The 14,541-nt window shown below is 64.7% G+C and carries 13 protein-coding genes; 10 read left to right on the top strand and 3 right to left on the bottom strand.

The window, feature by feature from the left end:
• The first annotated feature begins 27 nt into the window (after positions 1–27).
• From folP to phoR, 9 genes are all read left to right on the top strand, one after another.
• A complete protein-coding gene (gene folP, locus G3N94_RS10930) occupies positions 28–927 on the top strand; it encodes a dihydropteroate synthase (protein WP_205792393.1) in 900 nt (299 codons plus the stop codon).
• 25 nt (positions 928–952) lie between these two features.
• Positions 953–2,311 (top strand): phosphoglucosamine mutase, encoded by a 1,359-nt coding sequence (gene glmM / locus G3N94_RS10925; RefSeq protein ID WP_205792392.1) that lies wholly within the window; start codon positions 953–955, stop codon positions 2,309–2,311.
• A gap of 254 nt (positions 2,312–2,565) precedes the next feature.
• The gene (gene pstS, locus G3N94_RS10920; RefSeq protein ID WP_205792391.1) at positions 2,566–3,600 is read left to right on the top strand and encodes a phosphate ABC transporter substrate-binding protein PstS; all 1,035 of its coding nucleotides are present in this window, start codon (positions 2,566–2,568) and stop codon (positions 3,598–3,600) included.
• 94 nt (positions 3,601–3,694) lie between these two features.
• Positions 3,695–4,681 (top strand): phosphate ABC transporter permease PstC, encoded by a 987-nt coding sequence (pstC, locus tag G3N94_RS10915; RefSeq protein WP_205792390.1) that lies wholly within the window; start codon positions 3,695–3,697, stop codon positions 4,679–4,681.
• Positions 4,678–5,571 (top strand): phosphate ABC transporter permease PstA, encoded by an 894-nt coding sequence (gene pstA, locus G3N94_RS10910; RefSeq protein WP_205792389.1) that lies wholly within the window; start codon positions 4,678–4,680, stop codon positions 5,569–5,571. Before pstC ends, pstA begins: the two co-directional genes overlap by 4 nt.
• A gap of 15 nt (positions 5,572–5,586) precedes the next feature.
• Complete coding sequence (gene pstB, locus G3N94_RS10905; protein ID WP_205792388.1) at positions 5,587–6,435, top strand: phosphate ABC transporter ATP-binding protein PstB; 849 nt, start codon at positions 5,587–5,589, stop codon at positions 6,433–6,435.
• An 18-nt stretch (positions 6,436–6,453) separates the two neighbouring features.
• The gene (gene phoU / locus G3N94_RS10900) at positions 6,454–7,158 is read left to right on the top strand and encodes a phosphate signaling complex protein PhoU (protein ID WP_205792387.1); all 705 of its coding nucleotides are present in this window, start codon (positions 6,454–6,456) and stop codon (positions 7,156–7,158) included.
• Positions 7,159–7,189: 31 nt separating this feature from the next.
• Entirely contained in the window at positions 7,190–7,891 is a 702-nt protein-coding gene (gene phoB, locus G3N94_RS10895) for a phosphate regulon transcriptional regulator PhoB (RefSeq protein WP_017332664.1), read from the top strand.
• Between the two features lie 58 nt (positions 7,892–7,949).
• On the top strand, positions 7,950–9,269 hold the full coding sequence (phoR, locus tag G3N94_RS10890; RefSeq protein WP_205792386.1) for a phosphate regulon sensor histidine kinase PhoR: 1,320 nt from the start codon (positions 7,950–7,952) through the stop codon (positions 9,267–9,269).
• A 97-nt stretch (positions 9,270–9,366) separates the two neighbouring features.
• On the opposite strand, the gene ppk1 is transcribed toward phoR, so the two are convergent.
• Positions 9,367–11,430: a polyphosphate kinase 1 gene (ppk1, locus tag G3N94_RS10885; RefSeq protein WP_205792385.1), complete on the bottom strand. Its 2,064-nt coding sequence runs from the start codon at positions 11,428–11,430 to the stop codon at positions 9,367–9,369.
• Positions 11,431–11,705: 275 nt separating this feature from the next.
• Here ppk1 and ppx point away from each other — a divergent pair, with 275 nt between their 5' ends.
• The gene (gene ppx, locus G3N94_RS10880; protein ID WP_205792384.1) at positions 11,706–13,220 is read left to right on the top strand and encodes an exopolyphosphatase; all 1,515 of its coding nucleotides are present in this window, start codon (positions 11,706–11,708) and stop codon (positions 13,218–13,220) included.
• A gap of 67 nt (positions 13,221–13,287) precedes the next feature.
• Here ppx and G3N94_RS10875 read toward each other — a convergent pair whose 3' ends face one another.
• Together G3N94_RS10875 and G3N94_RS10870 are read right to left on the bottom strand one after the other, a co-directional pair.
• Complete coding sequence (locus G3N94_RS10875) at positions 13,288–13,719, bottom strand: hypothetical protein (RefSeq protein WP_205792383.1); 432 nt, start codon at positions 13,717–13,719, stop codon at positions 13,288–13,290.
• A gap of 501 nt (positions 13,720–14,220) precedes the next feature.
• Entirely contained in the window at positions 14,221–14,520 is a 300-nt protein-coding gene (locus tag G3N94_RS10870) for an H-NS histone family protein (RefSeq protein WP_205792382.1), read from the bottom strand.
• Positions 14,521–14,541 lie beyond the last annotated feature (21 nt).

Raw genomic sequence — 14,541 nt, 5'->3', positions numbered from 1 at the left:
GGCCCGTTTTGCATTCATTCACGCTCGTTGCTCGTGTCCGATTCCGCCTCCCCGACATTCATTCCCGCGCCGCTGCAGTGCGGCCGCTTCACGCTGACGTTCGAACGTCCGCTCGTCATGGGCATCCTCAACGCGACGCCCGATTCGTTTTCCGACGGCGGCCGCTTCATTGCCCGCGACGATGCGCTGCGCCAGGCCGAGCGGATGATTGCCGAAGGGGCCGACATGCTCGATATCGGCGGCGAATCGACACGCCCCGGCGCGCCGCCGGTGCCGCTCGACGAAGAGCTCGCGCGCGTGATTCCGCTGATCGAAGCGTTGCGGCCGCTGAACGTGCCGCTGTCGATTGATACCTACAAGCCGGCCGTGATGCGCGCGGCGCTGGCCGCCGGCGCGGACCTGATCAACGACATCTGGGGCTTTCGCCAGCCGGGTGCGATCGACGCCGTGCGCGACGGCAACTGCGGCCTGTGCGCGATGCACATGCTCGGCGAGCCGCAGACGATGCAGGTGCACGAGCCCGACTATCGCGATGTGGTGATCGACGTCCGCGACTTCCTTGCCGCGCGCGCGCAGGCACTGATGGACGCGGGCATCGCGGCGGAGCGGATCTGCGTCGATCCGGGCTTCGGGTTCGGCAAGGCCGTCATCGAACATAACTATGCGCTGCTCGCCGCGTTGCCGCAGACGACGCCCGCGCGGCCCGATGATCGGCCGTATCCGATTCTCGCGGGCATGTCGCGCAAATCGATGCTCGGCGCGGTGATCGGCGGCAAGCCGCCGATGGAGCGCGTCGCAGCGAGCGTCGCGGCCGCGCTGTGCGCGGTGGAGCGGGGCGCCGCGATCGTGCGCGTGCACGACGTCGCGCCGACCGTCGACGCGCTGAAAATCTGGGAGGCCGTGCGGGAAGCCGCGCGGCATAGATAAGTCAGAACGAGGAGGAAACTGTTTTATGGGACGTCGATATTTCGGCACGGACGGCATTCGCGGCACGGTTGGTGAAGCGCCGATCACGCCCGATTTCGTGTTGCGGCTCGGCTACGCGGCCGGCAAGGTGCTGGCAGCAGGCTCGGCGGACGCCGCATCGGGAACGCGCCCGACGGTACTGATCGGCAAGGACACGCGCGTGTCGGGCTACATGCTCGAGGCTGCGCTGGAGGCGGGCTTTTCCGCGGCAGGCGTCGACGTGATGCTGGCCGGCCCGATGCCGACGCCGGGCGTCGCGTACCTGACGCGTGCGCTGCGCCTGTCGGCGGGCGTCGTGATCAGCGCGTCGCACAACCCGTATCACGACAACGGCATCAAGTTCTTCTCCGCGGACGGCAACAAGCTGCCCGACGAGACCGAAGCCGCGATCGAGGCATGGCTCGCGAAGCCGCTCGAATGCGCACCGTCCGACGGGCTCGGCAAGGCGCGCCGTCTCGACGATGCGGCCGGCCGCTACATCGAATTCTGCAAGAGCACGTTCCCGGCCGCGTTCGACCTGCGCGGGATGAAGCTCGTGATCGACTGCGCGCACGGCGCCGCATACCAGATCGCGCCGCACGTGTTCCACGAGCTGGGCGCGGACGTGATTCCGATCGGCGTGGCGCCGAACGGCTTCAATATCAATGACGGTGTCGGTGCGACCGCACCCGACGCGCTGGTACGCGCAGTGCGTGCGAACCATGCCGATCTCGGCATCGCGCTCGACGGCGATGCGGACCGCCTGCAGGTGGTCGATGCGTCCGGCCGGCTGTACAACGGCGACGAGCTGCTCTACGTGCTGGTCAAGGATCGTATTGCAACTAACGGTCAAGTCGAAGGGGCCGTTGGAACGCTGATGACGAATCTCGCCGTCGAAGTCGCGCTGCAGCGCGAGGGCGTGCAGTTCGTGCGCGCGGCGGTCGGCGACCGCTACGTGCTCGAGCAGCTGCGCGAACGCGGCTGGCAACTGGGGGCGGAAGGGTCCGGCCACATCCTGTCGCTCGACCGGCATACGACCGGCGACGGCATCGTGTCGGCGCTGCTGGTGCTGGCCGCGCTGAAGCGCAGCGGTCACACGCTCGCCCAGTTGCTCGATGGCGTGACGCTGTTCCCGCAGAAGCTGATCAACGTGCGGATGAAGCCGGGTTCGGACTGGAAGGGCAATGCGTCGATCCGCACGGCGATCGACGATGCGGAGAAGGCGCTGGCCGGCAGCGGCCGCGTGCTGATTCGCGCGTCGGGCACGGAGCCCGTGCTGCGCGTGATGGTCGAGGCCCAGCAGGTCGCGGACGCGAACCGTCATGCGGAGGCGATCGCCGACGTGGTCCGCACGGCGACGGCCTGATCCGGGTCGCGGGCAGGGCGGCGCGCATCCTGTTGCTGCGTCGTCCGTGTTCGCATTTCACCTTTCCCTTTCCGGCATTTCTTGCCTACTCTGCCTGTGCCGGCGCGTTCCCGGCAGTCCCGATCCCCGTCCGTTGTAACCTTTCAGGCAGTCATGTTACTGTCACGCCAGTTTCATTGATTGTCACAGTACTGTCATGAGCACCCCCTAACCTTCGCGGTGCCGTAGTCATCCGCTCACACTCTGGAGGTCTCATGAAATTGATGCAAACCGCGATTGCCGGCCTGGCTGGCGCGCTTTTCGCCGTCGCCGCACATGCAGCCGACATCACGGGCGCAGGCAGCACGTTCGCCATGCCGATCTATACGAAATGGGCTGCCGATTACCAGCAAGCCGGCGGTGCGAAGGTCAACTACCAGGGCATCGGCTCGTCGGGCGGCCTGAAGCAGATCAACGCAAAGACGGTCGATTTTGCCGGTTCGGACGCACCGCTGAAGGACGAAGACCTCGCGAAGGAAGGCCTGTTCCAGTTCCCGACGGTGGTCGGCGGCGTGGTGCCGGTCGTCAACGTGCCGGGCGTGAAGGCTGGTGAGCTGACGCTGTCGGGCCCGGTGCTCGGCGACATCTACCTCGGCAAGATCAAGAAGTGGAACGACCCGGCGATCGCCGCGCTGAACCCGAAGGTCAAGCTGCCGGATACCGACATCGCAGTCGTTCGCCGTGCTGACGGCTCGGGCACGAGCTTCATCTGGACGAACTACCTGTCGAAGGTCAACGACGAGTGGAAGTCGAAGGTCGGCGAAGGCACGACGGTCAACTGGCCGACCGGCACGGGCGGCAAGGGCAACGACGGCGTCGCGGCCTTCGTGCAGCGCCTGCCGGGCGCGATCGGCTACGTCGAGTGGGCGTACGCGAAAAAGAACAGCATGGTCTACACCGCGCTGAAGAATTCGACGGGCACGGTGGTCGAGCCGAAGACGGAAACGTTCAAGGCCGCTGCTGCCGGCGCGAACTGGTCGAAGTCGTTCTACCAGATCCTGACGAACCAGCCGGGCAAGGAAGCATGGCCGGTCGTCGGCGCGACGTTCGTTCTGCTGCACGCGAAGCAGGACAAGCCGGAGCAGGGCGCGGAAACGCTGAAGTTCTTCGGCTGGGCGTTCAAGAACGGCGAGAAGGCAGCTGACAGCCTCGACTACATCTCGCTGCCGCCGGCAGTCGAAGCGGAAATCCGCAAGCAGTGGAAGAGCAAGGTGACGGACGCAGCTGGCAAGCCGGTCGCCACGGAGTAAGCGTCACAGCGGTTCGCTGCCCGGCCGCGCTGGCCGGGCAGTGCGTGCGGTAAGGCCGGGCGTCATGGCGCCCGGTATTCAAAAACAGGCAATCATGTCTGATATTCCATACGTGTCTTCCCGCTCCACCGACGGTGCGCAGCAACACGCGCCGAGCCGCGCCGGGGACATCCTGTTCGGCGGCCTCGCCTGGCTCGCCGCGATCGTGACGCTATTGCTGCTCGGCGGCATCATCGTCTCGCTGATCATCTCGTCGATGCCGACCATCCAGAAGTTCGGCCTCGGCTTTCTCTGGCAGTCCGAATGGGATCCCAATTCGGATGTCTATGGCGCGCTCGTGCCGATCTACGGCACCATCGTGACGTCGGTCATCGCGCTCGTGATCGCAGTGCCGGTCAGCTTCGGCATCGCGCTGTTCCTCACCGAGCTGTCGCCGGTCTGGCTGCGTCGCCCGCTCGGCATCGCGATCGAGCTGCTCGCCGCGATCCCGTCGATCGTGTACGGGATGTGGGGCCTGCTCGTGTTCGCACCGATCTTCGCGGAGTATTTCCAGAAACCGATCGGCCGCCTGTTCGATGGCGTGCCGGTGCTCGGTACGCTGTTCGCCGGCCCGCCGATCGGCATCGGCATTCTCGCGGCCGGCGTGATCCTCGCGATCATGATCATTCCGTACATCGCGTCGGTGATGCGCGACGTGTTCGAGGTCACCCCCGTGCTGCTGAAGGAATCGGCCTACGGGATCGGCTGCACGACCTGGGAAGTGATGTGGAAGATCGTGCTGCCCTATACGAAGACCGGCGTGATCGGCGGCGTGATGCTCGGCCTCGGCCGCGCACTCGGCGAAACGATGGCCGTGACCTTCGTGATCGGCAACACGAACCTGCTCGACAACGTATCGCTGTTCTCGCCGGGCAACAGCATCACGTCGGCGCTCGCGAACGAGTTCGCCGAAGCGTCGCCCGGCCTGCATACGTCCGCGCTGATGGAACTGGGCCTGATCCTGTTCGTGATCACGTTCATCGTGCTGGCCATCTCCAAACTGCTGCTGCTGCGCCTCGAGAAAGGAGAGGGCAAGAAATGAGCGAGCCCGTGATGAATTTCCCCGGCCCCGACGGCGCCGTGCTCGACGCGATGCGCAGCCGCCTGCAGCGCAAGCGCAAGCTCGTCAACGCGATCGCACTCACCGCGTCGCTCGGTGCGATGGCGTTCGGCCTGATGTGGCTCGTGTGGATTCTTTATACGACGCTGCATCTCGGCATCGGCGGCCTGTCGGTCGCGATGTTCACCGAGTCGACCCCGCCGCCGAACACGCCGGGCGGCGGTCTCGCGAACGCGATCGTCGGCAGCCTGATGCTGGTCGGCTTCGGCACGCTGGTCGGCACGCCGATCGGCATCCTCGCGGGTGTGTACCTCGCCGAATACGGGCAGAAGAACCTGCTCGCGAGCACGGTCCGTTTCATCAACGACATCCTGCTGTCGGCGCCGTCGATCGTCGTGGGCCTGTTCGTGTACGCGCTCGTCGTCGCGAAGTCGGGCCGCTTCTCCGGCTGGGCCGGCGTGATCGCACTCGCGCTGCTGCAGATCCCGATCGTGATCCGCACGACCGAGAACATGCTGAAGCTCGTGCCGAACGCGCTGCGTGAAGCGGCCTTCGCGCTCGGTACGCCGAAGTGGCGGATGGTGCTGAAGATCACGCTGCGCGCGTCGATGGGCGGGATCATCACGGGCGTGCTGCTCGCAGTCGCGCGGATCGCCGGCGAGACGGCGCCGCTGCTGTTCACCGCGCTGTCGAACCAGTTCTTCTCGTGGGATATGAGCCAGCCGATGGCGAACCTGCCCGTCACGATCTTCAAGTTCGCGATGAGCCCGTTTGCCGAATGGCAGTCGCTCGCGTGGGCGGGCGTGTTCCTGATTACGCTCGGGGTGCTCGGACTCAACATCCTCGCGCGCTCGATCTTCTCGAAACAGTAACGGCGGAGCAATCCGATGAATATGGCAGAGAGCCACCTGAATCCCATCGAACGCGTCGCCGCACCGGCTGGTACGCAGGGCGCCGCGGACGGCCGTCCGCTCGAGCCGCTGGACGCGAAGATCGAGGTCAACAACCTCAACTTCTTCTACAACAAGTTCCATGCGCTGAAGAACATCAACATGCGCATTCCCGAAGGCAAGGTGACCGCGTTCATCGGCCCGTCGGGTTGCGGCAAGTCGACGCTGCTGCGCACGTTCAACAAGATGTTTGCGCTCTATCCGGAGCAGCGCGCCGAAGGCGAGATCCTGATGGACGGCGAGAACCTGCTGACGACGAAGCGCGACATCTCGCTGCTGCGTGCGCGGATCGGCATGGTGTTCCAGAAGCCGACGCCGTTCCCGATGTCGATCTACGACAACATCGCGTTCGGCGTGAAGATGTTCGAGAAGCTCACGCGTTCGGAGATGGACGACCGCGTCGAGTGGGCGCTGACGAAGGCCGCGCTGTGGAACGAAGTGAAGGACAAGCTCGGTCAGAGCGGCTACGGCCTGTCGGGCGGCCAGCAGCAGCGTCTGTGCATCGCGCGCGGCATCGCGATCCGTCCGGAAGTGCTGCTGCTCGACGAGCCGTGCTCGGCGCTCGACCCGATCTCGACGGGCCGCATCGAAGAGCTGATCGCGGAGCTGAAGAGCGACTACACGGTCGTGATCGTCACGCACAACATGCAGCAGGCAGCGCGCTGCTCGGATTACACGGCCTATATGTACCTGGGCGAACTGATCGAATTCGGCGAGACCGAGAAGATCTTCATCAAGCCGGTACGCAAGGAAACGGAAGACTACATCACCGGCCGCTTCGGTTGATGAAGGAGAACAACAATCATGTCGGATAAACATTTGTCGAGCCAGTTCGACGCCGATCTCAATGCGGTGTCGTCGAAGGTGCTCGAGATGGGCGGGCTCGTCGAGGCGCAGATCATCGGCGCGATGCACGCGCTCAACGAATTCGACCGCGATGCGGCCGAGAAGGTGATCGCGAACGAAGAGATCCTGAACACGATGGAAGTCGAGATCGACCAGGAGTGCGGCAACATCATCGCGCTGCGCCAGCCTGCCGCGCGCGACCTGCGTCTTTTGATGTCGATTTCGAAAACGATTACGAACCTCGAGCGCGCCGGCGACGAGGCGGAGAAGATCGCGAAGCGCGTGCGCCGCCTGGTCGACGAACCGGCCGCGCGCGCGGTCAACATCGCCGAGATCAAGGTGTCGGGCGAGATGGCTGTGACGATCCTGCGCCGCGCGCTCGACGCGTTCGCGCGTCTCGACACGGTCGCCGCCGCGCAGATCGTCAAGGACGACAAGGAAATCGACCAGGAATTCCGCGCGTTCGTGCGCAAGCTCGTGTCGTACATGCAGGAAGATGCGCGCACGATCTCGGTCGGCCTCGAATACCTGTTCATCGCGAAGGCGATCGAACGGATCGGCGACCACGCGAAGAACATCGCCGAATTCATCATTTACATCGTGAAGGGCACCGACGTGCGGCACCAGCCGCGCGACACGCTCGATCGCGAAGCCAACAGTTAAAGCGACTTACGCTCCACGAACAGAGGTGCCGATGCCCAGCAACATTCTCGTCATCGAAGATGAGCCCGCGATTTCCGAACTGATTTCGGTGAATCTCCAGCATGCCGGACACTGCCCGATCCGCGCATACAACGCCGAACAGGCGCAGAACCTGATCAGCGACGTACTGCCGGACCTCGTGCTGCTCGACTGGATGCTGCCGGGCAAGTCCGGCATCGCGTTCGCGCGCGACCTGCGCAACAACGAGCGCACCAAGCATATCCCGATCATCATGCTGACCGCGCGCGGCGACGAGCAGGACAAGGTGCTCGGCCTCGAGATCGGTGCGGATGACTACGTGACGAAGCCGTTCTCGCCGAAGGAGCTGATGGCGCGCATCAAGGCGGTGCTGCGCCGCCGCGCGCCGCAGCTGACCGAGGACGTCGTGTCGATCAACGGGCTGCGTCTCGACCCGGCGACGCATCGGGTCGCAGCGCACGCGGAAGGCAGCGAGATCAAGCTCGATCTCGGCCCGACCGAGTTTCGCCTGCTGCACTTCTTCATGACGCATCCGGAGCGCGTGCACAGCCGCACGCAACTGCTCGACCAGGTGTGGGGCGACCATGTGTTCGTCGAAGAGCGCACCGTGGACGTGCATATCAAGCGATTGCGCGCGGCCCTCAAGCCGGCCGGTTGCGACGCGATGATCGAAACGGTCCGCGGCAGCGGCTACCGGCTCGCGAAACACGCATGATGCACGAGCGGTGCGTTGCGCGCCGCGGCACGCTTATCAATTTTTCGGACGCTGAATCATGAACATCATCTGGGCGCGCTTCATCGTGTCGCTCGTGTTGCTCGTGCTGATCAGCGTACTGGTCGGCTTTCTTGCCGGCCCGACCGCGGGCCTCGTGTTCGCGGTCGTGATGCTGGTTGCGCAGGGCTTTTTCAGTACGTTCCACACGCAGCGCCTGTGGCGCCTGCTCGATGCGCCCGTGTATGGCGAAGTGCCGAGCGCGCCGGGCGTCTGGGGCGAGATCTATTACCGGCTGCACAAGCTCGCGAAGCAGTGGCACGCACAGGTGCGGCAGGTCGAGCAGCAGCATTCGCGCTTCATCCAGGCGATCCAGGCGTCGCCGAACGGCGTCGCGATGCTCGACGACCACGACCAGATCGAATGGTGCAACGCGATCGCCGAAGTGCATTTCGGCTTCGACGCGAAGCGCGACCTGCGCCAGCACGTCACCAACCTGGTTCGGCATCCTGATTTCGTCCGCTACCTGAATTCGCAGCACTACGACGAGATGCTCGTGATGCAAGGGATGGGCGAGGCGCGGCAGCATGTGCTCGCGGTGCAGGTGTTCCCGTACGGCGAAAACCGCAAGCTGCTGCTGACGCAGGACATCACCGAGCTCGAGCGCACCGACGCGATGCGGCGCGACTTCGTCGCGAACGTGTCGCACGAGCTGAAGACGCCGCTCACCGTGCTGTCGGGCTTCCTCGAAACGATGCGCGAGCTGCCGCTCAACGAAGAGGACCGCGCGCGCTATCTCGACCTGATGGAGCAGCAGGCATCGCGGATGCGCCACATCGTCACCGACCTGCTGGTGCTCGCGAAGCTCGAAGGCGAGAGCAAGCCGGCCGCCGATCGGCCGATCGACATGCGGTCCGTGTTCGACCATCTGAAGGAAGACGCGCAGACGCTGTCCAACGGGCATCACGACATCGAGTTCACGATCGATGAAACGCTCGCGGTGGCCGGCGCGCAGACGGAAATCTTCAGCGCGTTCGCAAACCTCGTGACGAATGCGATCCGCTATACGCCGGAGGGCGGCAAGATCCTTGTGTCGTGGCGGCGCGAAAGCTCGCAGGCCGTGTTCTCGGTGACGGACAGCGGGTTCGGCATCCCGGCTACCGATCTGCCGCGGCTGACCGAGCGCTTCTACCGCGTCGACCGCAGCCGTTCGCGCGATACGGGCGGCACGGGGCTCGGGCTCGCGATCGTCAAGCATGTATTGCAGCGGCACGACGCGCATCTGTACATCCAGAGCGAGGAGGGGCGCGGCAGCACGTTCACCGCACGCTTTCCGGCGATGCGGACCGTGACGGTGAAGCGGGCGGCCTACGAGGCATGATGCCGTAGCCGCTTCGGGTGCCGCGCGTGACGTGCGCGGGCATCGGAAAAGAAAAAGCGCACCGAGGTGCGCTTTTTTCATGGTCGCGCGATGCGCGTCACGAGCAGAATTTCGCGAGCAGGCCGAGCTGCGCGTTGCGCACTGCCTTGCCCGCGCGGCGGCGCCGGTAGTGGCCGTCGCTGTGCATCGTCCACGAGCACTGGTTGTCACCGAGGAACACCGACAGACCCTCGGCGATCACGCGGTGCTTGAGCTTGCGCTGTCGAATCGGGAACGCGACCTCGACGCGGCGGAACAGGTTGCGGTCCATCAGGTCCGCGCTCGACAGATACACGTCCTCGGCACCGTTCGCGTGGAAGTAGTAGATCCGGTGATGCTCGAGGAAGCGGCCGACGATCGAGCGCACCGTGATGTTGTCCGACAGCCCCGGTACGCCCGGTTGCAGCGCGCACACGCCGCGCACGATCAGGTCGACCTTCACGCCTGCCTGCGACGCTTCGTACAGCGCCGCAATCACCGACGGCTCGAGCAGCGCGTTCATCTTCGCGACGACGCGTGCGCGCTTGCCGGCGCGCGCGTTTTCGGTTTCGGCGCGGATCGCGTCGATGATGCGCGGATGCAGCGTGAACGGCGACTGCCACAGCTCGTGCAGCGACAGCTCGCCGCCGATCCCGGTCAGTTGCTGGAATACGTGATGAACGTCCTCGCAGATCTTCTGGTCGGCCGTCATCAGCCCGAAGTCCGTATAGAGGCGGGCGGTGCGCGGATGGTAGTTGCCGGTGCCGAGGTGCACGTAGCGGCGCAGCGACGCCTTGCCGGCTTTCACGACGCGCCGCACGATCAGCATCATCTTCGCGTGGCACTTGTGTCCGACGACGCCGTACACGACATGCGCGCCGACCGCTTCGAGCTGCGACGCCCAGTTGATGTTGGTCTCCTCGTCGAAGCGCGCGAGCAGTTCGACGACGACCGTCACTTCCTTGCCGTTGCGCGCGGCTTCCATCAGCGCATCCATCAGCGGCGAGTCGGTGCCGGTACGATAGATCGTCTGCTTGATCGCGACCACGCTCGGATCCTTCGCTGCCTGCTGCAACAGCTCGAGCACGGGCTGGAAGCTTTCGTACGGGTGATGCAGCAGGATGTCGCCGTTATCGATCGCGTCGAACATCGTGCCCGCATTCGTAATGGCGGGCGGAATCGATGCAGTGAACGGCGCGAACTTCAGGTCCGGACGGTCGATGAGGTCGGGGATCTGCATCAGACGCACGAGGTTCACCGAACCGATCACGCGATAGCAGTCTTTCTCGCTGAGCCCGCCTTCGTCGAGCAGGCGCCGCACGATATGCGCGGGCGTATCGGCCGACACTTCGAGGCGCACCGCATTGCCGAGATGGCGCGCGGGCAGTTCGCCCTGCAGCGCGACGCGCAGGTTCGTGATTTCGTCCTCGTCGACGAACAGCTCGCTGTTGCGCGTAATGCGGAACTGGTTGCAGCTTTTCACGACGAGCTGCGGAAACAGCTCGCCGACGAAGCGCTGCATGAACGAACTCAGCAGCACGAAGCCGTGCTCGAAGCCGGACAGCGCCTGCGGCATGCGCACGACGCGCGGCAGCGCGCGCGGCGCCTGCACGATGCCCATCACGGCCTGGCGGCCGAACGCGTCGCGGCCTTCGAGCTCGACGACGAAGTTCAGGCTCTTGTTCAACACGCGCGGGAACGGGTGGGCGGGATCGAGGCCGATCGGCGTGAGCACCGGCAGTAGTTCGTCGAAGAAATAGCGCCGCGCCCATTCGGTCTGCTCGTCGTTCCACGTGTCGCTGCTGTGGAAGTAGATGCCTTCCTGTTCGAGCGCCGGCAGCACCGTTTCGTGCAGCATCGTGTACTGGCGGTGCACGAGACGCTGCGCGCGCTCGACGACGAGGCCGTAAGCATGCTGTAACGACATGCCGTCGGGCGTGAGCGCGCCGGGATTGTCGCGGAGCTGCTCCTGCAGGCCGGCCATCCGGACTTCGAAGAATTCGTCGAGGTTGCTGCTCGTGATGCAGACGAAGCGCAGGCGTTCCAGCAGGGGCACATGCGGGTCGGCCGCCTGCGCGAGGACGCGCTCATTGAATCCAAGGATGCCGAGTTCACGATTGAGAAGCGGGTATCGGACGGACATCGGCAGAGTGGGGGATGGGTCGGTCAATGACTCGAAAGGACGCTCGGAAACTCTCACGGTGTGATGACGTGCAAATGACAAAAATCGTTATGGTTCAGCAAATTCTACGATGGAAACGTTTCGTCTCATAAATGTTTCGCCTATATACAATGCTGCAGGGTGCATGCCCGCCGAACGTGACACTGGCAGGCGTTCCACGCTTAAAATGTCGCCTTTGACTGACTGCCCCGCGGTGCCTGATCGCCGCGGTCGAACGCGCACGGAGCCCCCTTCTGATGGTTACAACCCCCCACTTGCTGGCTGCCGTGGATCTCGGCTCGAACAGCTTCCGGCTGATTGTCGGACGCATCGAGGAGACGCCGGCCGGTAGCCAGATCTATCCTGTCGACGCGCTGCGCGAGCCGGTGCGGCTGGCCGCGGGCCTGTCGCTCGACAAGATGCTCGATCGCGCGTCGCAGGAGCGTGGCTGGGAGGCGCTCAAGCGGTTTGGCGAACGGCTGCGCGATTTTCATCCCGATCACGTGCGCGCGGTGGCGACCAACACGCTGCGCGTCGCGAAGAACGCCAGCGAGTTCCTCGTCGAGGCGGAAGCGGCGCTCGGGTTTCCGATCGAAGTGATCGCGGGCCGCGAAGAGGCCCGCCTGATCTATGCGGGTGCCGCGCATTCGGTGCCGGCGAGCGCGGGCAAGCGGCTCGTCGTCGATATCGGCGGCGGTTCGACCGAGTTCATCATCGGCTCGCACTACACGCCGCTCGTGATGGAGAGCCTGTACATCGGTTGCGTGAGCCACAGCCGCGCATTTTTCCCGGCCGGCAACGTCGACGAGTACACGATGCGGCAGGCCGAACTCGCCGCGAAGCGCGAGATCCAGATCATCTCGGGCGAATACAAGAAGGCGGGGTGGGATCAGGCGATCGGCTCGTCGGGCACCGCGCGTGCGCTCGCGGAGCTCGTCGAGGCGAACGGCTTCAACGATCCCGGCGTGTCGCACGGGATTTCGCGTGGCGGGCTCGAGCGCCTGAAGCGCGCGCTGATCAAGTCCGAGAACGTCAACCGGCTGAAGCTCGTCGCGCTGAAGCCCGACCGCGTGCCGGTGCTCGCAGGCGGCCTCGCGATCATGCTCGCGGTGTTCGAGGAACTCGGCATCGACTACGTCGACACGACCGACGGTGCGCTGCGCCTCGGCGTGCTGTACGACCTGCTCGGCCGCGCGCAGCACGAGGACATGCGCGCGGTGACCGTCGAGGGCTTCACGCGCCGCTATGGCGTCGATCGCCCGCAGGCCGAGCGGATTGCCGCGTTGGCGGTGCGCTTCTACGACCAACTCGAAGAGCCCGATGACGAACTCCGCGTGGAAAGCCGGATGTTCCTCGGCTGGGCGGCGGCGCTGCACGAGATTGGTCTGTCGATTTCACACAGCTCGTATCACAAGCATTCCGCGTACATCGCGAGCAATGCGGACATGCCGGGTTTCTCGCGTACCGACCAGGCGCGCCTCGCGGCGCTCGTGCTCGGCCATGCAGGCAAGCTCGGCAAGCTGTCGCAGGCGCGCGAAGTCGAGTGGCCGCTGCTGTTCTGTCTGCGTCTGGCCGCGCTGCTGTGCCGCCGCCGTACCGATGCGGGGCTGCCGGACATTTCCGTGTCGCAGATGAAGAAGGGTGGGTACGAAGTGCGTCTGCCCGGCGCGTGGGTCGAGCAGAATCCGCTGACCGACTACAGCCTCAGCCAGGAGGCGGCGGAATGGGAGAAGGTCGGCATTCCGTGTCGCGTGGTGTATACGGGCGCGTAATGGGGTAGCGTAGGTCGGCTTGGCAGGTCGGGTGCGGCCTGCGTCTGACCTGCCTGCGTGAAACCGCTCAGTCCGACGAGCAGACGATCGCGGTCAGGAACGGGAACGCCTGCTTGACGGTTGCGTCGCTGCCGGCCTTGCGCACGGCAGCCTCGACCGCGCCCTTCGTGCCCTTGACCACGACTCCGTAAGCCCAGTCGCCGATCGGCGTGCCGCTGCCCTGGCGAAAGATCGGATCGTTCGCCTGATAGCCGAGCACGACATAGACGCCGAAGCCATACGCCGTCAGGTCGTGCTCGGTGCGGAACGCGTTGACCGAGTTCGATTCGACGTGCATCGGCTCCGGCTGCAGGTCGCCGGCGGCGAGCAGCGGCGCGACGAACGCATGGCCGTTCGAATGGCAGTCGAGCGCGGCGTCGAGCGGTTTGGCGGACGCGATGCCCGGTGCCGCGATGGCCAGCAGCGCGCTGATGAGGGCGGCTTGCGAGAAGTTTTTCATGCGGTGGTGAGGGTCGGTAGCGGATATTATCGCGTTTCCCGGACATTCCGTGGCGAGCGTGCCGATCGCTGCCAGTGTACGACGCGAGATTGTCCGAATCTGCCAGCCATCACTGCTGGCGCCGACACACAACTCGTTCGACTCGTTTCTTCCACAAGTATTGCCGATGATGAAGTACTCAGGACTCGCCCTATAGGACTCGCCCTATGTGCAGTAGTCCTAGCCGTTACCCTGGCCAATGTGGCGTATTCATCAACACGCGGGCCGATATCAATGCCGCGTTGAAGGCGACGGGACATAAACCGCTTGCGCGCCACTGATTGGCTCGAGCGGAATGGCGATTTGGACGCGAATTTGCCGGCGCATCAGTCCGCAATGCGTCGGGCTATCCGGCACAAGAATTTGGGCTGGCTGGATTGCATTGAATCGCGGCGAACGAGTGCGTCCGGATGTCGGGCGGCTCGTTCGCCAGTCGTTGCGCAATCAACAGCGCGATGAGCGTTATTCCTGGATCAGGAACCGCTCCCGACGCTTTCCTTTGATCCAGCCGGGTTCGCGACCTCGTCCGGACCAGGTCGCACCGGTCTTCGGGTCTTGATACTTCGGCGCGAGCGCTGGCTTTGCGCCAGTGCTTTTACTTGTTCCACGTCTGCGCCCGAATACTTGTTCGGGGGTCAGCCCGTATTCGGCAACGCGTGCGCGGACCTCCTGGAGCACGACCTCGAGTTCAGCGAGTCGCGCTTCTTCCGCTTGACGCAATAGATCCGCGGCTTGCTCTTTCAGCTTCTGATAGGTAGCCATACAATTCTCCTGTAGATTGTT

It is taken from the genome of Burkholderia sp. Ac-20353, from assembly GCF_017104785.1.
In the GTDB taxonomy this organism is placed as follows: Bacteria; Pseudomonadota; Gammaproteobacteria; order Burkholderiales; family Burkholderiaceae; genus Burkholderia.
The sequence above is the reverse complement of the archived record's forward strand: the minus strand, read 5'-3'. Positions and strand labels throughout refer to the sequence as shown.